The sequence below is a fragment of the Sporosarcina sp. P1 genome (genome assembly GCF_002743155.1).
Classification (GTDB): domain Bacteria; phylum Bacillota; class Bacilli; order Bacillales_A; family Planococcaceae; genus Sporosarcina; species Sporosarcina ureae_B.
In genome coordinates, this window is sequence record NZ_PDYS01000015.1 from 15,989 (window position 1) to 37,820 (window position 21,832).

Here is a 21,832-nt window from a genome sequence, read left to right on the forward strand (position 1 = left end):
TTTACTCATATATTAGCACATAATATTTGATTAAATAATTCATTGGTAGATTCACTAGGGGATATTCCTAATTCTTCAATCAACTTCTCTTTGAAGTTATGATATGCCTTGATAGCCTCAGTTCTTTTACCTTGTTGCAGATAGTGTATTAAAAGTTGCTGTAGAGCTTGTTCTGAATATGGATCCAAAAGAACTAAACGTTCCAGTGAAGTTTGGAGTTGGGGAGTATCCTGATGAATTGTGTAATAACTAATCATTCGGTGAAGTAATTTTATCGCCTGCTGTTTCATATGTTCGGCATGTGTGTAAGACCAATCATAACCTTCTAATTCCAGGTAATCACCTTTATACTTTTGAATACTTTTTTCAAACTTCTCAATAGTAGCATCTGTCGCGTTGATATGTTGCTGAACGAGTTGATTCATTTCCAGTGCATCGCAGTGGAAATTCACTAATTCTAGGCGATAGCTTTGATTGGTAAAAACAATCACTTTGGAAAACCCTAAACTCTCTAGTGTTTTTCGTAAATGGGAGAGAGTGGTATGTAGTTGTATCTTAGCTTTCGAATATTCAGTATCGGGCCAAAGCGTTTCAATTAGTACATCACGATGGATTAATTCTTTATGATGCGTAAGGAAATAGGCAAATAGTTCTTTAATTTTTATCGTTTTCCATTTAACAAACTCTTGCTTATATTGCACAATGAATTCTTGGAAACATTGTATTTCTAATTGTTTTCCAGATTCAGGTTGTAAAATGGAGGCAGAAGAGAGTGCTTGTGTTAATCGTGTAATAGTTTTTTCAAGACGCTCATTTGTAAGAGGTTTTAGTATGAAGTCAATGGAATTTAACTCGAATGCCTGTATTGCGTAATCACGATAAGCTGAAACAAATACTATTTTAATCGTTGGATCTATACTTAAAAGATGTTCAGCCAGATCTATTCCATCGATTCCAGGCATGGAAATATCCAAAAAAGCCACGTTAAAAGAAAGATCTTTTATATCTTCGAGCAAATGCAATGAATTGGTAAATGTCTTGAGGACTTGCACCTCTTTGAATGTTGCCAACTTATGCGTGAGCAATTGTAAAGCTAACGGCTCATCATCTACTAAAATGGCACGAATCACACAGATCATCTCCTTCATTTTCAAAATACTATTACTAGTATATGACATTTACTATGAGTTTGTCTTACAAATGGTAAAGCATTTCCTGTTGCTAGTGTAAATAATAAAATCCACAGAAATCACGGCAAGAATATGTGCTGTATGCTATATTAAAGACAACATTCTAATGAAATGGAGCGGGAAAAATGATAGAAATTGAAGGGATGGTGATTGGCATGGAATTGGGCAATGTCTTAACGTTACTCTTATCTATCGCTACAATTCTCAATATCCTGCTATTGGCATGGGTTTTGTTTATCGAAAGAAGAGATGTAGGAAATACATGGGCGTGGATTATGCTTCTAGTGTTCATTCCTATCCTCGGTTTCTTTATTTATCTGTTCTTCGGACGTAGTTTAAAACAGAAGAATTTCTATAATCTTTCTGTTGCAGAAAGAAAGGCTGAAAAAACGGAAGTTGATAAACAATTATTGCCAGAAAACTTGGCCAGACTAGAAGATAATACGTTATTAAAAGAACATGCCGAATTAATTCATATGAATCTAAAATCAGCTCATTCACTGCTTTCCAAAGATAATCATATTGAAATATTTGATGACGGACATAAAAAGTTTGCTGCCTTGTTTGATGATATTAGCTCTGCTACAAAAGAGATCAATATCCAGTATTATATTATTCAGTCTGATTCCCTTGGGACTAAGTTACGTGATCTTTTGATTCAAAAGGCGACAGAGGGAGTTAAAGTCAGACTCTTGTATGATGAAGTAGGCTCAAAGAAAACACCTCCCAAATTTTATAATGAATTACGCGCAGCAGGTGGAAGAGTGGAAGTATTCTTTCCATCGTTGTTTCGTCTAGTAAATTTTCGAGTCAATAATAGGAATCACCGAAAACTTTGTATTATTGATGGGGAAATCGCGTATATTGGCGGTTTCAATGTTGGAGATGAGTATCTTGGACTTGATGAAAAGTTTGGCTATTGGCGCGATACGCACTTTAGGATTAGAGGCGGCGCTGTCAATCATATTCAAGCGAAATTCATTTTAGATTGGCATCAGGCGAGTAAAAAGGAACCCGGTGATTGGGGAGATTACTTATTTCAAACCGAAAAAAATATTGGCACGAGTCCAGTACAAATTGTTTCAAGCGGTCCGAATTCCGAGACGGAACATCTGAAGAATATGTATATCAAGTTACTATTATCTGCTAAAAAAAGTGTCTACATTCAGACACCGTACTTTATTCCGGATACAAGCTTTATGGATGCCTGCAAAATTGCGTTGCTGTCAGGCATCGATGTACAGATTATGATTCCGTGTAAGCCTGATCATCCGTTTGTCTACTGGGCTACTTGGTCGTATGTCGGGGATTTGCTTGATTATGGCGCGAAGGTATTACTGTATGAGAATGGTTTCTTGCATGCGAAGACTATTGTGGTGGATGAAGAAGTAGCTGTAGTAGGTACTATGAATATCGATTCACGTAGCTTCCGATTGAATTTTGAAGTGACCGCGATTGTCTATGATGACAAAGTAGCGGCGCAGTTGACGGGACTGTTCCGTCAAGACGCGGAACAGAGTTCTGAGTTGACGAAGGAACGTTATGAGGAGCGGTCATTACTAATTAAGTTTAAGCAATCGATTTCACGGTTGTTGTCACCCATACTCTAATGGTGTAAAACGTATATTATATTGTTTAGTAATGGGTACGCGTAATCATAATAGTATGCAAAAAAGAAGCAGCCTTGTGCTGCTTCTTTTTATTAGTATTTACGTTACATAAAGACCAAGTTCAGTTTTCCGTCTTTTAGCTCCAACGAAGCATCGAACTTTTTCCCATCGGCCGAAGTGAAGCCTTTGATGACGTTTGTCTGCCCTTTAGTACATAATAATTTCACTTGAGGCACAGTTAGTTTCTTTTTCAGGAAGAGCCCTGGGAAGGTTTGCTTGCAGCCATTTTTATAGTTACTACAACCGTAGAATTTAGGATGTTCAATGATGTTGCCTTTGCCACATTTTGGACAGGGCGCGACTTCAGTTCGTGTATACGAGCTTTTGCCAGAAGAGGGACGTGGCGGCAGCACGATATCAATCGTCTGTTTTTCAATCTGGACAGGTACGTCTTCAATCAGTTTTTGGATGAATTTCGATACACTCCCCAGAAAGTGTTGACCTGTTCCTTCACCATTGCCGATTTTCTTTAAGTACGTCTCCCATTTCGCTGTCATGGAAGGGCTGGCAAGCAAGCTACCTTCAATGGTCTGACAGAGTACGCGTCCTTTGTCGGTGATCGATACAATGTTTTTCGTCACGGAAATATAGCCATGCTTTTTAATGGTTTCAATAATTCCGCTTCTTGTCGCTTCTGTTCCAAGCCCTTCAATTTCTTTCAAAATATCCGTTTCGCTTTGATCTTCTACCAGCTTCCCGCATGTTTTCATCATGGCGATCAACTGGCCTTCTGTATAAGGTTTTGGAGGCTGTGTCGCACCTTCTTTGATACCAATTTCGCTTTGCACGGTTTCCTCTCTCTCAAGTGGCGGTAAGGCGGGTTCTTCGGTATCCTTTGCCTTCTTTGGCGCAGCAAAAAGTTCTTTCCAACCTTTATCGCGTTCGGTTTTGCCCGTTGTGAAGAATGGCAAACCGTTGACGTCGGTCGTTACTTTCGTTTCTGTATATAAGTAATCCCGATGGAACATAGCTAGTGTCGTTCGAATGACTTCTTCATAAAGATTGCGCTCAAGTGGTGACAACTTTGTCAGTGCTGCAGGGGTCGGTAGCTTTTTTGTCGGGATGATAGCATAGTGTTCCTGTACTTTCGAGCTGTCAACATATCGTTTTTTCGGTGTGCGGGAAACGACCTCAAAAGGTTGCTCAATGAGTTTTTGATAGTCTTCCACAGCCGCTAGCAAGTAGTTGAATTCACTTGGTGTGATGTGACGTGTATCCGTCCGTGGATACGATACAAGCTTCTTTTCGTATAGAGTCTGCATGGTTTTCAATACAGTCGCAGGACTTGCTTTCCATCGTCGGTTGGCAGTTGCTTGCAATGTTGAAAGTGAATGCAACTGTGGCGGTGGTGTCCGTTTGTCTGTATGGGTCAGCTCACTAATGACCCCGGGCGTCCGTTTTGTAATATTGCGGCTGTTGAGTGCTTCCGCAATTAATTCACGCTTAGGTTCCTTAAGCTTTGCTTTTCCTTTATACGTACCGTGCGCCGCAGTAAAAATGGCTTCCGCTTCGAAAAAAGGTTCCGATACGAACGTCTCGATTTCGCGCTGACGTTGATAAATCAAATAAACGGTAGGGGATTGCACACGACCGATAGGAAATACTTCCTGAACGCCTTTGGCTTTCAACAACAGTGTATAGAGCCTAGAACCATTCATCCCTACGAGCCAGTCGCTGATTTGTCGTGCCTTTGCTTCTTCATAGAGTTGTAGATCTTGTCGATTATCCCGTAGATTCTCGAAGCCTTTTCGTACTTCATCCGATTCCAGCGAGTTAATCCATAGTCGCTCAATCTTCTGGTTGCGAGCTCCCGTCATATAATAGATGGAATAAAATATATTTGAACCTTCGCGATCCACGTCACATGCGTTGATGACATGATCAGTCGCGCGAATAAGCTTCTTGACTACTTGGAATTGCTTATACTTTCCTGGTGCTACTTGAAACTCATAACGCTCGGGTAAGATAGGTAAACTGCCGAGGTTCCAGCGTTTCCAAGCAGGATTGTACGTATGCGGCTCTTTTAATTCCACGAGATGCCCAACACCCCATGTAATGAAGGCGCCTTGGGGGAATATATCGCACGGTTGAATTTCTGTATAGCCGTCGTGTTTACGTGTAGTAAATGCGTCTGCGTAAGCTTTGGCCTGGGATGGTTTTTCTGCTAATATTACTGGTCTCATAAAAACACCTCTTTGGCTTCGATAATAGAAACGCTAGTTCCAATATTATCGCATAAATGGAGGAAGTTTACGAATTCATGTTTTGGGGTGACTATAGAATGAAGAAAATAGAAAGGATATCTAGCTGAATCATTGAGTTGAAGATGTCTTCTGTATTAAAGATAAAGAACACTTGAAAAGCCAATTATTTGTTGTTATTTTTTACGGCATTGGAGGTTTTCAATATGTAGATTTGGAAGACTGTTTGATCAAATGACTGCTAGTAGTTGTGATAAAAGGGCAAAAGAAAAAAGCGTGTTTTAAAAAAGACTAATTAAAACACGCTCTTATAGTACTGAATGGGATTAACCTTTTATAAAAAGGATAGATCATTTTTGTAAATCTTCATTGACTAAATATGTGGTACTTGAGAAAATATTTTTTTCGACTGACTTGAACCAATTGTTAATTTACCTTCATTCATTTTCAAGATATAGAATACCTACAAAGTTACCCCTCTATCTCAAGTATAATCTTACCGATATTGCGGTTCTCTTCCATATGGAGATGAGCTTTTCCAACCTTTTCTAAAGGGAATGTAGTGTCAGTAACGGGTACTATATTTTTTTGTTCAAAATAAGGGATTACGTTTTCGGCAAATTCTTTGGTCAAAAGAGCTTTGTATTCGTCACTTCTTGGGGTTAGTAATGTCCCTGTTAATTGAATGCATTTTGACATCAAATTAAATAAGTTTACCTTTTCGATCTCACTTCCACCTAGTATTCCGATAAGAACCCATCGACCTTCATTCTTAATACTGGCTAAATTTTTCTCCCAGTAATCAGCACCAATAAAGTCTAAAATCAAATCTACGCCTTTACCGTTTGTTGCTTTTAGAACCTCTTCATCAAATGACTGCTCCTTGTAATTTATAAGGACGTCAGCTCCAAGTTCTCGGCAAAAATCGAGTTTGCTTTTAGAACCAGCAGTAACAATAACCTTAGCATTACAAAGTTTTTTTGCTAATTGAATTGCTGCCGTTCCAACTCCGCTTGCACCTGCATGAATTAATACGGTTTCCTGATTTTGAAGTTTGCCTAGCCAAAATAATGTTTGGTAAGCAGTTAAGAACACTTCAGGAATCGCTGCAGCTTCTTCAAACGATAAGGAATCGGGAATTTTCATCGCTCGATCTGCTGGCATAACAGCAAACTCTGCATAACCGCCACCATTAACAAGTCCCATCACTCTATCTCCAACCGAAAAGGAACTATCACCATTTACTTCAACCACAGTTCCGGCAATTTCTACGCCCAAAATAGGGTTTTCAGCATACCCTACTTTCCCTTCACGGGTTATAATATCTGTACGGTTTACCGCTGTTGCATGAACACGTATAAGCAATTCCTTCTCTTTTGGTTGAGGACTAGCAACTTCAACAAGCTCCAGTTGTTCTGGACCACCTGGTTTCTTTACAATTATAGCTTTCATAAATATTCCTCCTTTTAAAAATACCCTTAGAAAAAATCTAAGAGAAAAAGCTTCGCAACATTTTAGCGCGCGACTTTATTTTAACTATCCCAACCTTTTAATCGATTTACAATTATCGAGGCTTATCATGCTAGGATGGCTAACCAATTATACATCCTTTTCTAACAGTTTTCAGCTTCAGTTAAATCTAGAAATGTTAGCAGGAGACTAATGTTACTATGATAACCCTTCATATCAAGTGTCAAACCTGAAGACCTCGAAATTTTATGTGAAGCACTGATCATCTAAAACCTTTTTATATGATCGACCTATTTTGTTAAAAGCCAAGCACGTAAATAGTCCGTTTCCTTGTCCAGTAAGAATTAATTCAAGATTGAATAATGTCTGGCCACAGTTATACAATCTCACATTTGGGAATGGAGTGCTATTAGCCGTGTAGTAGAAAAAAGAGTTTTCATGACAAACAAAACAGGTAGAAGAGTAATAGAGGATCTAAAAAATTAATTACCTGTAACCTTTTCCCGTCTTATTCGAACTACTGTATAGAAACTATATTAAGGAGCGGATTTTTTATGAAGTTGAATAAATTTGTACCATTTGCGATGTCGACATTGCTTATTGGCGGCGTGGCGGTACCTGAAGCAGTTAGCGCAAAAGAGGAAGTGAAGGCCGAAGTGACATCTGATGAAAAAGCTTTTGTTAAAGTAGAAGGAACAATCGAAGGCATAGAAAAGAACGAGGAGTTCACACTGTACACGATTAAAGGAAAAGAAGAGTCTTCTGCATTGGCTATTAACAAAGAAACGCTAATTTTTGATAATACGGGAAAGAAGGTCGAATTGAAGAAAGGTGACAAAGTATCTGCCTATACCCATGCAGATAAACCCATGATTATGATTTACCCACCGCAGTACACTCCAGATGTAGTCATTGTAGAAAAAGATAAAGAGAACACTGCAGTAGTTGGAATATTTGATGACGAAATGGTGGATTCGTACTTGAAGCTACAGTTGAATATAGGTGACAGTACAGACATTTCCAGCATTTCGGGTAATAAAGTAAAAGCTGATGACTTGAAAGGTAAAGACTTGCTGGTATTCTACAAAGAAACAACGCGAAGTATTCCAGCTCAGACAACGCCAGAGAAAGTAGTTGTACTTGACGGAAATACAGTAGATGAAGATGCTACTGTAGAACAAATCATAGAAGACGATCATTATATGGTTGATGGTGTGAAGATGGTGCCGCTTCGTTTGCTTGCTGAGAAACTTGGATATGTAGTGGATTCGACTGGTAATGGTGCGATCATATCTAAAGGTGCTCCATCTTACACAATTACACGTGGTCAGAAGGAATATGGCTACAATAAATCATTGTTGAAGTTTGAAGTGGCACCGGAGCTACTTGAACCGAAGAAGACCTATGTACCAGTAGAGCTTATTGATGAATTGATGGAGTAATTAAACCATATAAAAAAGGCAGGGGTCCGTGGACTCTTGCCTTTTTTGATATTTACATCAAGACTTCCTTTTCTTTTCTATTGGATAGAGGTTTGTAAAGTAATCGTTCGTAATGTCCCGTACTTGTCCACTTAAGAATAGTACCGCAATCACGTTAGGAATTACTACGATTGCGAGTAATAGATCAAGAAAATGCCAGACGAATTGCAATCCACCAAGTGCTCCGATGATGATCGCCGTGATATATGCCCCGCGTATTACGACAGAGAAGTTGGGTCCAAATAAGAACTCTGCCTGCTTTTCTCCGTAATATATAATGACTACAATCGTTGTAATCACGAACAAGAATAATACAATGGATATGATAATTCCACCGAGGGAAGCACCGAATACTGTACTATACGCTTCTGTCACCATGTTCGCCGCGTTGTCTGCGTCAATGACTTTCCAAACATCTGTAGTCAGTATGACGAGTGCAGTCATAGTACAAACGATCAATGTATCCACGACGACTTCAAAGACGCCCCAGAAACCTTGTTTAGCGGGATGACTATTCACTGCCGCTGCATGGGCTATTGGTGCTGTACCGATACCGGCTTCATTGGAATATAATCCGCGGGCGAGTCCCCATCGAATTGCTGCGGCTACACCGGCCCCTGCGAAACCGCCTGCCGCTGATATCGGTTCAAATGCATGTGTGAAAATCAAGCCAAATGCTGTAGGTACTGCATCGATATGAGCTCCGATAATAATGAGTGCTGTTAAAATGTAGACCACGACCATGGATGGAATTAGACGTTCCGTTACACGTCCAATCGCTTTAATTCCTCCGAATGAAATGAGTGCAACCAGTAAGGCGACGAACATACCTGTTACGATTGGAGGTAAACCGAATGAACCTTCAAGGGTCGTTGCGATGGAGTTAGATTGCACCATAGTACTCGCCATAACTTCTAACATGAGGGCAAATGCAAAGATATACGCAACCTTTTTCCAGCCAAGTCCTTTTTTTATGTAATACATCGGACCACCGACGTAATCACCGGCAGCATTCTTTTCACGATATTGGATACCGAGTACGACTTCAGAATATTTCGTACCGATTCCAATCAGTGCGACAATCCACATCCAGAAAATCGCACCAGGCCCACCTAGGGCGATGGCTACAGGCACTCCCACGATATTCGCTGCTCCCATTGTGGAGGCAAGCGCAGAGGTGGTTGCTTGAAAAGGAGTTAGCGTGCCGTTCCCAGAACCTTTAGACATAACCTTTCCAAAGGTTTGACGAAAAATGTGAGGCATATATCGGAACTGGAAGAATTTTAGACGAATGGTGAGAAACAATCCGCCTCCTAGAAGTAAAATGATGATGGGGAATCCCCATAAAAAGTCCGAGACGATTTCTACCCATTTCGTAAACGGATTCATTGGCAACGACTCCTTTGGTGGTTTGATACTACTCAAACAACTAGTTATTTCGTTTCGGTTTACGAAGTAGTTGTCTACTATACTAGTGAATGTATGGAAGAAATGTCAAATGAAATTGGAAATGTACTTATTTTTAGTGCTTGAGTCATTGCTGATAGATACACAACGAAATTATATTTGGAAGAGTAAGGACAAGCCTTCTTGCCACAAATTACTGTATAAAATATATAGAATTATTTGAAATCAATTGACAAACAGCTAAAGACCATGTAATATTACGTTCAATATTACATTGCAGACGAAGAATGGAACTAGTAAAAATGTTTATGTCTATATAGAGAGCTGATGGTTGGTGGAAATCAGCAGACGCACATTTTGAACTCATCCATGAGTCACTCCCTGAAAGTTCTACAGTAAGGGACGTCGGTTTCCTCCGTTAACGGGATAGACAGTAATAGCTGTCGATAAGGGGATTTGCCAAGTATGGCGAATCAATTAGAGTGGTACCGCGAGTATAACCTCGTCTCTATATTTCAATATAGAGATGAGGTTTTTTTGTTTTTATTTTTTTAAAAAAAGGAGTGCAAAGAGATGAGCAGAAAAATTTGGGTTTTTGATACAACATTACGTGATGGAGAACAGGTACCAGGCGCTAAACTGAACCTTTATGAAAAAGTAGAGATTGCACAACAATTAAAGAAGCTTGGCGTCGATATTATCGAAGCTGGTTTTCCTGCTTCATCCCAAGGTGATTTTGAAGCGGTGAAGGCTGTTGCGCAAAGAGTAGGCAACACGAATGACATCATGGTCACAGCATTGGCACGCGCAGTTCAAGCAGATATTGATTCGGTTTATCATGCAGTAAAGTATGCAGAAAATCCGATGATTCATATGGTGTTAGGCACTTCTGATATTCACGTGGAAAAAAAGTTCAATAAATCAAAGGACCAGATCCTTCAAATAGGCGTAGACGCAGTGAAATATGCAAAAACATTAATGCCCCAAGTACAATATTCAACGGAAGATGCTTCACGTTCGGAGTTCGAGTATTTATGGCATACAATCGAGTCCGTTATGAAAGCGGGTGCAACTATGATCAATGTGCCTGACACAGTGGGCTTTGCAGAGCCTGAAGAATTCGGTGCGATGATCTATAAATTAAATGACCGCATGAAAAACTTGAATCCGGATGTCTTATTAAGTGTTCACTGTCATAATGACCTGGGAATGGCGACTGCAAATACACTAGCAGCAGTCAAGAATGGCGCGGATAAAGTAGAATGTACAATTAATGGAATCGGAGAACGAGCAGGAAATGCTGCACTTGAAGAGGTAGTCATGGCATTGAAAACAAGAAGCTCAATTTATAATGTGAGCACACAAATCAACACAAAAGAAATTATGAATACTTCTCGCCTTGTATCTAGCTTCATGGGATTGGATGTGCAAGTGAACAAGGCGATTACGGGTGATAACGCCTTTGCACATTCGTCAGGTATACATCAAGACGGTTTATTGAAATCCCGCGATGCATATGAAATTGTTCATCCGGAAGACGTCGGATTAGATGATATGGAATTGATTTTGACGGCACGGTCAGGGCGACATGCAGTGAAAAACGCCCTTGAAAAGCTAGGATTCACTCATATGAAGCCCGAGGAATTCGAAGGTATTTTTGAAGGATTCTTAACGTTGGCAGATAGAAAAAAGGAAGTATATGACCATGATTTATATGTAATTGTTGAGAATTATCATGAAAAGTATGACAAAGAGAATGTAACGAATTACAGTGACCATTTCTTTGAATTTGAAGATCTACAAGTGGTCAGTAACTCTAGTTTCCCTTCAGCCAGCGTCAAGATTTGCAAAGGAGGAGAAGTTTTCAAGTCGAGTGCTGTTGGCACAGGTCCAATCGATGCACTGTATTCAGCAATTGCAGAAATCACAATGATACAAGTTAAATTGATTGGCTATGATATAAGCAGCGTTTCACGGGGTAAAGATGCATTAGGAAAAGTGAAAATTACGATTGCACATGAAGGAGAAAATTATGTCGCGAAGGCAGCAGACACAGATATTTTAAAAGCAAGTGCACTAGCGTACATCAATGCGGTCAATAGCGTAATCGTAGCGAAAATAAAGGAATCATCTGAGCACAAGCTTGCTGTGAATATTTAATTATCAAATTAATTGAGACGAAATACTTCGATTTTTATATTCACTTAGATGATCTGTGAAATACACAATTTATATTTTGAAATCGAGTAAGTGCCACAGGCTAAGCTTTCTAAATAAGGCGACATGTGAATATAATTTTGTCGTTCGAGAAGGAAGCTTTTTCTTGCATTATAGGTAACAGTAAGTGCTGATAAACGTCAATATTAAGCGTGGAGACAAGCGATGGATTGCACGATATGCGAAACAGATATGGTTGTTTGATTGGTCATTCCATAAAATAGAATCTCCAGAGAAAATACTATACAAACAATAATAAAAGGCTACGCTCGGCAAGAAGTTACTCATGCCGAGTGAAGCCTTTTTATTATTGCCAAGTCCATGATAATAGTTCTGTTATTCCTCGTCGCGACAATAATCCCGGATCAGTCGAGATGCTTTTGACTGGCTGATCTGGAGGTCGGATGCCACACCCCTCGTTGAACCAAACTTCTGATAGGATCTCCTGACCATGGTAGCTGTTACATTATCTAATGCCTTTTCTAGTGAATTGGAATAGGCGAGTTCAGGAATTTCTTTTACTTTTTCCAATAGTACTTCCGGTAAATCTTCTGTAGTGATAACTGCATCACTTGTAATTACCAGTCGCTCTATTAAGTTTTCTAGTTGTCGCACATTGCCTGGCCACGAATAATGATAGAGCACATTCAAACAATCTTCAGAAATTATTTTAGTAGAGTGATATTTATTATTAAAATTATTCAGAAAACTATAAGTTAAAGGGATGATGTCTTCTTTGCGTTCATTCAATGGTGGCATGTGTATGTCAATAACGTTGAGTCGATAAAACAAATCTTCACGGAAAGTTTTATTTTCTACCATCTTCGGTAAGTCTTGATTTGTTGCAGCAATAATGCGGATATCCACTGTCTTGCTTTCGTTGCTACCAATCGGAATAAATTTCTTATCTTGGATAACTTGAAGAACTTTCGCCTGTAGAGGCAAAGCCAACTCACCTATTTCATCCAAAAAAATGGTGCCGCTATCGGCTGCCTCAAATAGACCAATTTTACCGTCTTTTTTGGCTCCGGTAAATGAACCTGCCGTATAACCGAATAACTCCGATTCAAGCAAATCCCCTGGAATGGCTGCACAATTCACATTAAGGAAAGGACCATCCTTTCTCTTACTCATTTTATGTAATTGATAAGCGATGACTCCTTTTCCGGTTCCCGACTGACCATGTACTAAGATAGTAGAATCTGTAGGCGCCACCTTTTCACAGAAACGTAGTATTTTTCGCATTTTCGCGTTGTTCGTAATAATTGTACTTGCAAAAACATCATCCAGTGAGTTTGTAAAGTCCAATTCTTCCTCTTTTACAAGCCGTTTGAAGTCCTGTATTTCTGTTGCTGTGCACACAATATATTCAATTTCATTGTGCGAGTTCAATATAGGGAAAGCCCTAGTCAGCAACTCGGCACCTATATGGGTTTGTTGGCGTACTGAAACGGGAGTTTTCTTTTCCAGAACGAGTGGCACTACAGAAGGGGTCCAATAACCATCGTTTAGAAAGTCGTCATTATACTTGCCGAGCACGTCAGTTTTTACCATGCCATAATGCTTTTCGCAATTTCGATTTACATAGACAATTTTAATTTCTTTATCCAACACATAAATTTCATCCGATGAATAATCCAATATGTTAAGCAATGATTCCAAGGAAAGATCCATTTTCACTTGTTCGTTCTCATGGGACATACTATTTCACCTTCCTGTTATTTTTGTGAGTCAATTTTGAGAATATTTATATACTTTCGGTTTACAATTGATTCAATTGTGACTCAATTGTACCAGCGTTTTGTAAAAAAGACGATAACAATCTTATTCCCATGCCAATCTCAAAAGTTGGCACGATACTTGCAATAGTATTTAGTAACGTGGCAAGGATGAGGGAATTCCCTGATTGCCCGGTAACCATATATAAAAATGACAACAAGGAGGCACAATATGAACAGAGCAGCCGAAGTTAGCGATATAACAATTATTGGGGGAGGACCAGTCGGCTTATTCACTGCGTTTTATGCAGGACTTCGACAAATGTCTGTAAAAGTTATTGAAAGTTTACCACAACTAGGCGGTCAACTTTCTGCATTATATCCCGAAAAATATATTTATGATATTGCGGGCTTTCCTAAAGTTAGAGCTCAGGAGCTAGTAGACAATCTGGTTGAACAAATGAATCAATTTGAGACTACTATCTGCTTAGGTGAGACGGTAACGGAAGTCTTGAAAGAACATGACGGTGTTTTCAAATTGACTACAAATAGTGGGGTACATTATTCTCGAACAATTATTATCACTGCTGGTAACGGAGCTTTTCAAGCAAGGAAAATGGAAATCGAGAGTGAAGAGAAGTTCAAAAATCAAAATATTCATTACTTCGTTCAGAATATGAATCAGTTCCAAGGCAAGAAAGTGGCTTTGTTTGGTGGAGGAGATTCAGCAGTAGATTGGGCATTGATGCTTGAGCCGATTGCCGAAAGGGCTTCCATTATTCATCGGAGAGATAAGTTTCGTGCACATGAACATAGCGTAGAATTGTTGAAACAATCCAGCGTGAATTGTTTGACACCATTTGTTCCAGTTGAATTGGTGGGAGACGAGAAAGTTGAAAAGGTTATCATCAAGCATTCGAAAACAGATGAGTTAGTAGAGCTCGAAGTCGATGACGTATTGATCAATTATGGTTTTGTTTCATCATTAGGCCCTATCAAAGACTGGAATCTTGAAATAGATAAAAACTCTATAGTGGTAAATTCAAAAATGGAAACGAATATTGAAGGCCTTTACGCAGTGGGCGATATTTGCACATATGAAGGAAAAGTTAAGCTAATTGCATCAGGTTTTGGAGAAGCGCCTGTTGCGGTGAGTAGCGCAAAAGTATATATAGATCCGACTGCAAAAATGCAACCTCTACACAGTACTAGCGTTATGGGGGAAGCGGAAGAAGTACCAAAGAAAGTGAAAGTTGGAGTCAACTGATTAATTTTAGATAGGAGGCTAGGAAATGGCGCAATTTACAATGGTGGAGCGAAGTACATGTATCGCTTGTGGAGCATGTAATCCTGTTGCTCCTGAACTATTTGACTACACTGCCGATGGATTTGCTTTTGCATTATTGGATGACAATGAAGGGGTTACGGAAGTTCCAGAAGATTTGATTGAGGATTTGGAAGACGCGTTTGAAGGTTGTCCGACCAACTCTATCAAAATGGCAGATACACCGTTTTCCTGTCAGAAGATTAAAGCTAGTTAATGAAATAAAAATGAATTGTAAAATATAACTCTGAAGGAGAATGAAAAATGGCTTATAATAAAGTACAGAACGCAACGGAAAGAACTTTCGAGAGAACGATGCCTTACAATCTATTTACGGATCCAGAGGTGCTGAAAAAAGAAAAAGAAATGATTTTTGCAAAGAGTTGGCAATTAGTCGGCCATGTTAGCCAAGTTGAGAAAAAAGGTGCATTTTTTACTGCTGAGATTGGCGATGACCCACTTATCATTATTCGCGGAACAGATGAAGTCCTACGCGCGTTCTATAATGTTTGTCCTCACAGAGCGACGAAACTGGAGAAAAGTGATTCGGGCAAAAAGAAAATTCTACAATGCTCGTATCATGGCTGGACATTTAAAACAGATGGGGCTTTAAACAAAGCACCGAACTTCCGTAGTGAAGAAGATGCTGCTTGCGTTCAAGACGCGTGCTTGCGTTCCGTCAGAATGGAAGTAATTGAGTCTTTAATTTTTGTTAATTTGGATGACAACGCAAAACCATTGGCTGAATCATATGGCGATTTCTTCGATCGTCTAGGAAAGTTTGAATTCTTGAAGAATTTACAGTTTACTCACAAGAAGTCCCGTCATATTAAAGCAAACTGGAAAGCGTTTATTGAAAACTATCTTGAATGTGATCATTGTCACGTAGCGCATCCAAGTTTTATTGACACTTTAGACATGGATGATTATCAAATCATTACGTGTGAGAACTATTCAATCCAAGGTTCTATGGTGAAGCCTGATAAGCAATACGGAGAAGTAAATCTAGATGAAGCGGAAATGCAAGGTGGGTCATTCTTCTGGTTATGGCCAAACTTGATGCTGACAATTTATCCGGGACCTGCAAATATGGCTACTATTCAGTTAGTCCCGATCGATGAAGAAAATACTGAAATCGTTTATACGTATTACTTTAGCGAAGACAGCTTGGAGAAATTGACTCAGGAAGAGAAAGACTTAATGACGTTCGCGGAGCAAGTTCGCTTTGAAGATATCGAATTGGTTGAATTAGAGCAACTCGGCTTCAAATCACGTGCATTCAAGAAAGGCCGCTACTCACAATCTGAACAAGCAATCGTACAATTCCATGAAATGGTTCTGGAGGCGCTCAATGAATAAATTACTTGATAGAACAACTAATAAACAATTAATGATCAACGGGGAATATGTTGAAGCACCAAATTATGCCCCACTATATTCCCCATACTCTAATGAAAAAATTGCTGATATTGCTATGGCGGATCAAGCACTGACAGAACAAGCAATTGAAGCCGCGTATAATGCTAGAAAAATTATCGGTAACATGCCAGCGTTTAAACGTGCCGAAATATTAGAAAATGTTGCAAGTATACTAGCTGAGAGAACGGAAGAGGCTGCGAAAGTCATTTCAAGTGAATCTGCGAAGCCCATCATGTTTGCAAGAGCTGAAGTGTTAAGAACAATCGAGACATATAAATTCGCTGCAGAAGAAGCAAAACGTATCCATGGAGAAACGATTCCATTTGATGCTGCTTCAGGCGGTGTAGGACGCATTGGATATACATTACGTGAACCGATCGGTGTAATCGCTGCCATTACACCATTTAACTTCCCGATGAATTTAGTGGCGCATAAAGTTGGGCCCGCAATCGCTGCTGGGAACCCAATCGTCTTGAAACCGGCATCTCAAACACCTTTATCTGCCTTATTCATCGCAGAAGTATTTAAAGATGCTGGTCTTCCGGCGGGTGTGCTAAATGTCATCACGGGACCAGGTGGTGTGATCGGTGACGTTCTTGTCATGGATGAGCGTGTTAAAATGGTCACGTTTACTGGAAGTCCAAGTGTCGGAATCGGAATCAGCAATAAAGCTGGACTGAAGAAGACGACATTGGAATTAGGATCTAACTCTGCGTTGATCATAGATAAAGACATAGATATTGACTCTATTATCGATCGCTGTATTATGGGAGCTTTCTCGAATCAAGGTCAAGTATGTATTTCAACACAACGAATCTACGTTCACGAAGATCTTTACGAAGAATTCACGACTAAATTTGCGGCTGCTGCCAAACAGTTGAAGTTAGGCGATCCGCTTGCAGAAGATACGTATATTTCATCGTTGATTTCAAAGAAAGAATTGGAACGTACACTTAGCTGGATTGAAGAAACAAAGAAAAGTGATGCAGAAATTCTTGCAGGCGGCAATGCGCAAAACGGTGTCTTGGAGCCTACAATCATTGCACATGCAGATCATGCACTAAAAGTTTCTTGCCAAGAAGTGTTTGCGCCAATTGTCGTGGTGAATAAAGTAGATTCCGTGCAAACAGCTGTTGAGTTAGTCAATGACTCTCGTTTCGGTTTACAAGCGGGAATCTATACAAATAATGTACAACATGCTCTATATGTTTCGAAAAACTTGGAAGTGGGTGGCGTGATTATCAATGATGTGCCTACCTATCGAGTGGACCAAATGCCTTACGGCGGTGTGAAAGAGAGCGGAACAGGACGAGAAGGCCTGAAATATGCCATTGAAGAAATGACAGAAATGAAACTCGTCGTCTGGAATCAAGGATGAAAGTGGTGGATTTGAAAATGAAAACGTATAAAATTGCAGTTATTGCAGGAGATGGTATTGGCCCTGAAGTTATTGACGAGGGGATTAAGGTTTTAAAGAAAACTGCTGAACTAGATGGCGGCTTCACATTTGATTTCACGTATTTCCCATGGGGTTGTGAATATTACACACAACAAGGACGGATGATGGCGGAAGATGGCATTGAGCAGCTAAAGGAATTCGATGCTATCTATTTAGGGGCAGTTGGTTTCCCAGGTGTTCCTGATCACATTTCCTTGTGGGATCTCTTGTTGATTATCCGTAAGAGTTTCGATCAGTATGTCAATATACGTCCTGTGACGTTGCTCGAAGGGGCACATACCCCACTGCAGAATATCGAACGCAAAGATATTGATATGCTGTTCATTCGTGAAAATACAGAAGGTGAATATTCGGGTGCTGGCGATTGGCTATTTAAAGGTCAAGAGCATGAAGTGGTTCTGCAAAGTGGTGTATTCTCTCGAAAAGGTACAGAGCGAATCATTCGCTATGCTTTCGAGACGGCAAAAAAACAAGGACGCAGCTTAACAAGTATCAGTAAAGCAAACGCTTTAAACTATTCAATGGTTTTCTGGGATCAAGTATTTGAAGAAGTGAGTGCAGAATACCCGGAAGTCAAAACCGCTTCTTATTTAGTGGATGCTGCTGCGATGCTCATGATCACTGATCCCAAACGTTTTGAAGTAGTTGTCACTTCGAATTTGTTTGGCGATATTTTAACGGATGTTGGAGCAGCAATTGCAGGCGGCATTGGTTTAGCAGCAGGTGCGAACATTAATCCTGAAGGCACATTCCCTTCTATGTTTGAACCGGTACATGGCTCAGCTCCTGATATTGCAGGAAGAGGCGTTGGGAATCCTCTAGCTACTATCTGGTCAGCAAGTCAAATGTTGGATCATTTCGGTTACGATCAGTATGGAAAAAAGATAATAGAAGCCATAGAACAACTATTGGTTGAAGATAAAGTTTTAACGCCTGATATGCAAGGAAGTTCTTCCACTTCGGAGGTAGGCGATCGTTTGATTACTTTATTGGAGCAATCAATTACGGCGCGTGTTTAACTATAACCTATCGGTGTTTTTCAACACCGATAGTTTTATTACAATGTACGACTCAAGAGATCCATTAATGAAATTAGATTGAATCACAGAGGGTTACAAGGAGTGTATATATGAGATTCGAGACAATTGATAAACAGATATTGGCCATTGCCTTGTCAATAGTTGCAATACTGACTGTACCTATTTTAATCAATCCTGTTAAAGGAACCTCTTTTTTAAACTCGGTTCTAAATTCGATCACCGCAAACTTCGGTCCTCTTTATTTATGGGTTTGTTTGGGGTTATTCGGCTTTTTGATTTGGCTTGCTTTCAGTAAATTTGGTAAGATTCGATTGGGGAACACGAAGCCGGAGTTTTCAACTTTTAGCTGGTTAGCATTAATTTTTACTGCGGGCATTGGGTCAGGTATTATGTATTGGGGGATTATCGAATGGGGCTTTTATTATACCAGTCCTCCATATGGCATTACAGCTGAGTCCGTTGAGGCCGCAAGTTTTGCTTCTACATATGGAATGTTTCATTGGGGCTTTTCAGCTTGGGCTATTTATTGTGTACCTTCCATTCCTATCGCATATGCAGTATACGTCAAAGGTCAAAAGTCTTATCGACTGAGTACGGCTTGCCGAGGCATCATAGGGGATAAAGCAGATGGCTTACTTGGCAAAGTGATTGACGTATGCTTCATGTTCGGTCTGATCGGTGGCATTGGGACATCTTTAGCTCTGGGAACACCATTGTTAGCTGAAGGAGTGCATGCTCTTTTCGGCGTCGAGAAAACGCTTACATTGAATTTGTCGATTGTTGTAACATTAATGGTATTCTTCTGTATCTGCCTTTATTTCGGGTTGAAAAAAGGATTGAAGTTATTAAGCGACTGGAATCTGTATCTCTATATCGCTATTGCAGTTTTTATCTTTATTTTTGGGCCTACACTCTTTATTATCTCAAGCTTTACAGACAGTGTCGGTGTACTGTTCCAAAACTTCTTTAGAATGAGTTTGTATACAGACCCTGTTGGGAAATCAGGTTTCAGTGAGACTTGGACACTCTTTTACTGGGGATGGTGGTTCTCTTACGCACCTTTCACCGGCATGTTTGCCGCTCGTATTTCGAAAGGTCGTTCGATTAAGGGACTAATTCTAGGACAGTTACTAGGTGGAACATTTGGCTGTTGGATTGCCTTCGCGATCTTCGGAAACACGAGTATGTATTTTCAAATGAATAACATCGTTCCTGTACTGGATATCCTTCAGAAAGATGGGGCTCCTGCTGCCATCTTAGCTTCTTTAAATGCATTACCACTTGGTGGGATTGTCATGGTACTATACTTGCTGATTGCAGCTATCTTCCTTGCGACTACTGTCAACTCGGCTGCCTATACATTGTCAGACGTGGCGTCTATAAACTTACAGGAAGGTCAAGAGCCAGCAAGATGGTACCGTGTATTCTGGGGAATCATCTTAACAAGCATCTCAATTGTTTTAATGTATGGCGATGGCTTAGAGGCTCTACAGACTCTATCCATCATTACGGCATTACCTCTGGTCTTTATCATACTATTAATGGTTGCGTCATTCATGAAGTGGGTGCGCCAAGGTGAAAGAGATGGCATCCATATTTATGAGGGAGCGCCATATGAAGAACCAGAAGAACAAACCGTTGAAATCACTATTGAAAGAGGTACGAAGAATAAAAAGACAGCCAAAGTCATTGAAAAAGAAAACTTGATTTAGATTTGCGATTTTCAGTTTTGAGAATGAAAAGGCAGCTCCCATTCACAGGAAGCTGCCTTTTCTCATGCGTAAATATGAAATATATATTCTTGTCCGTTTTTAACAGGGTCTTGGGCAAATTTGTAACCGTGAGCAATTGCTTCTTCGGGTACGTTGCGGAAAGAGCCGGGGCAATCGGTGATGACTTGTAGCAGCTCGCCTTTATTCATACCTTCGAGAGTTTCCAAAGTGTAAATAACAGGGTAGGGACAGGATTCGCCGCGAAGGTCGAGTGTGAAGTCCGCTTCTAATTTAGCTTGCATGTATGCTCATTCCTCTCTTAATTGCTAGTTTTCGTTGATAGCGTTTTTCCCCAAATACAGTTAACGCATAGAGCCCCCCAAGCATTAACAGTGTGATAGAGATGGCACCAATCGGTCCCAGCGTATCGAGTAGATTGATTTTCGTGCCACTCTTGACTAATACATTATAAACACCGAGGTGATCCCATGCATAGGCAAGGAACGTAGCACCGATGATATTGCCCACAAACACTGGTAAAAACAGTATTTGACCTTCCATCAAGCGGTACATCATCCCTGTTTCACAGCCTGAAGCCATAACAATGCCAAGTCCGAATAATGCACCGCCGACAAATGTGCTAAGAGCGGCGATTTGTGTGATCGGTGTTAAATCATAGATTGAAATGACAATGATCGTCAAAATAGAACTGACGGCCATTCCTATGATGATCGCCTTGGCCATGATGCTGCGTCCCACGAGAAATAAATCACGGAATGCAGAAGTGAAACAAATTTGTCCACGTTCGATTAGAATACCGAATGCGAGACCAAATAGTGCACCTAAGCCAAGTAGTTTTTGTCCTGAAATAAAGAAGTATATTATGAGTCCGATGTAAAGAGCGGCGATGACTCCACCAACGTACGGTTGAATTATACGCTTTTTTAGCTGTGTTGGCTTTGCATTCCCTCGAATCAACGAAGGCTTGCCTTTCCACCAACGTGTTTTAGTTAGTTTAGCACCGAAGAATGTACCAATACCTGTCGCCACAATGAAAATCCAAGAGTGGAAGGAAAATTGCGGAACACCCGTGAAGAAAGCAGCCAAGTTACAGCCGAGTGCCAAACGTGCACCGAATCCCGCGATAATTCCACCGATTAATCCTTGTACATAGCGCCGCTTTTGCTGCGGGAGACGGATTTTAAAGCTATTACTAAGCAACACCATAATGAGCGCGCCTGCAAACATTCCCCAGACAATCCAGCCATCCGGCCGATTCCACGTTGTACCTTGTAGATGTACCATATCAAAGTATTGCCAGTCTGAGATATCTACTCCGAACAGCAGTAAAATATCTCCACCAAGCCGGGTAAATTCACCGGTAACCGCCCATACAGTTGATGTTAAGCCAAAATATAATGCACTCAGAATACCAGCCATCAATAAGACGAGATAGGGATTCCAATAGCGTTGAAAGATAAATTGTATGCTCGATTTCATATGATAGCCCCTTAAAAAGTTCTT

General features: G+C 40.2%; 16 protein-coding genes and 1 other annotated feature. Of the genes, 9 read left to right on the forward strand and 7 right to left on the reverse strand.

What is annotated here, in order from left to right; translation table 11 throughout:
- Positions 1 to 5: 5 nt before the first annotated feature.
- Positions 6 to 1,130 carry a response regulator gene (locus tag CSV73_RS12985; protein ID WP_158232353.1) on the reverse strand — a complete coding sequence of 375 codons (1,125 nt, stop codon included), beginning with the start codon at positions 1,128 to 1,130 and terminating at the stop codon, positions 6 to 8.
- Positions 1,131 to 1,345: 215 nt separating this feature from the next.
- Between CSV73_RS12985 and cls the strand changes: the two genes are divergently transcribed.
- Positions 1,346 to 2,800: a cardiolipin synthase gene (cls, locus tag CSV73_RS12990; protein WP_099627835.1), complete on the forward strand. Its 1,455-nt coding sequence runs from the start codon at positions 1,346 to 1,348 to the stop codon at positions 2,798 to 2,800.
- 104 nt (positions 2,801 to 2,904) lie between these two features.
- On the opposite strand, the gene CSV73_RS12995 is transcribed toward cls, so the two are convergent.
- Entirely contained in the window at positions 2,905 to 5,043 is a 2,139-nt protein-coding gene (locus CSV73_RS12995; protein WP_085132356.1) for a type IA DNA topoisomerase, read from the reverse strand.
- 489 nt (positions 5,044 to 5,532) lie between these two features.
- The gene (locus CSV73_RS13000) at positions 5,533 to 6,513 is read right to left on the reverse strand and encodes an NAD(P)H-quinone oxidoreductase (protein WP_099627810.1); all 981 of its coding nucleotides are present in this window, start codon (positions 6,511 to 6,513) and stop codon (positions 5,533 to 5,535) included.
- A gap of 572 nt (positions 6,514 to 7,085) precedes the next feature.
- On the opposite strand from CSV73_RS13000, the gene CSV73_RS13005 reads away from it, so the two are divergent.
- Positions 7,086 to 7,973 (forward strand): stalk domain-containing protein, encoded by an 888-nt coding sequence (locus CSV73_RS13005; RefSeq protein ID WP_099627811.1) that lies wholly within the window; start codon positions 7,086 to 7,088, stop codon positions 7,971 to 7,973.
- A 57-nt stretch (positions 7,974 to 8,030) separates the two neighbouring features.
- Here the strand turns inward: CSV73_RS13005 and CSV73_RS13010 are convergent, their stop codons facing one another.
- Positions 8,031 to 9,401 (reverse strand): alanine/glycine:cation symporter family protein, encoded by a 1,371-nt coding sequence (locus tag CSV73_RS13010; protein WP_099627812.1) that lies wholly within the window; start codon positions 9,399 to 9,401, stop codon positions 8,031 to 8,033.
- Positions 9,402 to 9,693: 292 nt separating this feature from the next.
- Positions 9,694 to 9,932, forward strand: a binding site (T-box leader).
- Between the two features lie 60 nt (positions 9,933 to 9,992).
- On the opposite strand from CSV73_RS13010, the gene CSV73_RS13015 reads away from it, so the two are divergent.
- Positions 9,993 to 11,579: a 2-isopropylmalate synthase gene (locus tag CSV73_RS13015; RefSeq protein WP_099627813.1), complete on the forward strand. Its 1,587-nt coding sequence runs from the start codon at positions 9,993 to 9,995 to the stop codon at positions 11,577 to 11,579.
- A gap of 393 nt (positions 11,580 to 11,972) precedes the next feature.
- On the opposite strand, the gene CSV73_RS13020 is transcribed toward CSV73_RS13015, so the two are convergent.
- Positions 11,973 to 13,337, reverse strand: coding sequence for a sigma-54 interaction domain-containing protein (locus CSV73_RS13020; RefSeq protein ID WP_085132361.1), 1,365 nt, complete (start codon positions 13,335 to 13,337; stop codon positions 11,973 to 11,975).
- Between the two features lie 249 nt (positions 13,338 to 13,586).
- Between CSV73_RS13020 and CSV73_RS13025 the strand changes: the two genes are divergently transcribed.
- The 6 genes from CSV73_RS13025 (at position 13,587) to CSV73_RS13050 (ending at position 20,308) form a co-directional block, all read left to right on the forward strand.
- The gene (locus CSV73_RS13025; RefSeq protein ID WP_085132362.1) at positions 13,587 to 14,621 is read left to right on the forward strand and encodes an NAD(P)/FAD-dependent oxidoreductase; all 1,035 of its coding nucleotides are present in this window, start codon (positions 13,587 to 13,589) and stop codon (positions 14,619 to 14,621) included.
- Positions 14,622 to 14,646: 25 nt separating this feature from the next.
- On the forward strand, positions 14,647 to 14,895 hold the full coding sequence (locus tag CSV73_RS13030; RefSeq protein WP_085132363.1) for a ferredoxin: 249 nt from the start codon (positions 14,647 to 14,649) through the stop codon (positions 14,893 to 14,895).
- Positions 14,896 to 14,942: 47 nt separating this feature from the next.
- Complete coding sequence (locus CSV73_RS13035) at positions 14,943 to 16,037, forward strand: aromatic ring-hydroxylating oxygenase subunit alpha (RefSeq protein WP_085132364.1); 1,095 nt, start codon at positions 14,943 to 14,945, stop codon at positions 16,035 to 16,037.
- On the forward strand, positions 16,030 to 17,475 hold the full coding sequence (locus CSV73_RS13040) for an aldehyde dehydrogenase family protein (RefSeq protein ID WP_099627814.1): 1,446 nt from the start codon (positions 16,030 to 16,032) through the stop codon (positions 17,473 to 17,475). The genes CSV73_RS13035 and CSV73_RS13040 overlap by 8 nt, the downstream gene beginning before the upstream one ends.
- A 17-nt stretch (positions 17,476 to 17,492) precedes the next feature.
- On the forward strand, positions 17,493 to 18,575 hold the full coding sequence (locus CSV73_RS13045) for a tartrate dehydrogenase (RefSeq protein WP_099627836.1): 1,083 nt from the start codon (positions 17,493 to 17,495) through the stop codon (positions 18,573 to 18,575).
- A gap of 110 nt (positions 18,576 to 18,685) precedes the next feature.
- The gene (locus tag CSV73_RS13050; protein WP_085132366.1) at positions 18,686 to 20,308 is read left to right on the forward strand and encodes a BCCT family transporter; all 1,623 of its coding nucleotides are present in this window, start codon (positions 18,686 to 18,688) and stop codon (positions 20,306 to 20,308) included.
- 62 nt (positions 20,309 to 20,370) lie between these two features.
- Here CSV73_RS13050 and yedF read toward each other — a convergent pair whose 3' ends face one another.
- Positions 20,371 to 20,610 carry a sulfurtransferase-like selenium metabolism protein YedF gene (yedF, locus tag CSV73_RS13055; protein ID WP_099627815.1) on the reverse strand — a complete coding sequence of 80 codons (240 nt, stop codon included), beginning with the start codon at positions 20,608 to 20,610 and terminating at the stop codon, positions 20,371 to 20,373.
- On the reverse strand, positions 20,600 to 21,808 hold the full coding sequence (gene yedE / locus CSV73_RS13060; protein WP_099627816.1) for a selenium metabolism membrane protein YedE/FdhT: 1,209 nt from the start codon (positions 21,806 to 21,808) through the stop codon (positions 20,600 to 20,602). The genes yedF and yedE overlap by 11 nt, the downstream gene beginning before the upstream one ends.
- Positions 21,809 to 21,832: the final 24 nt, after the last annotated feature.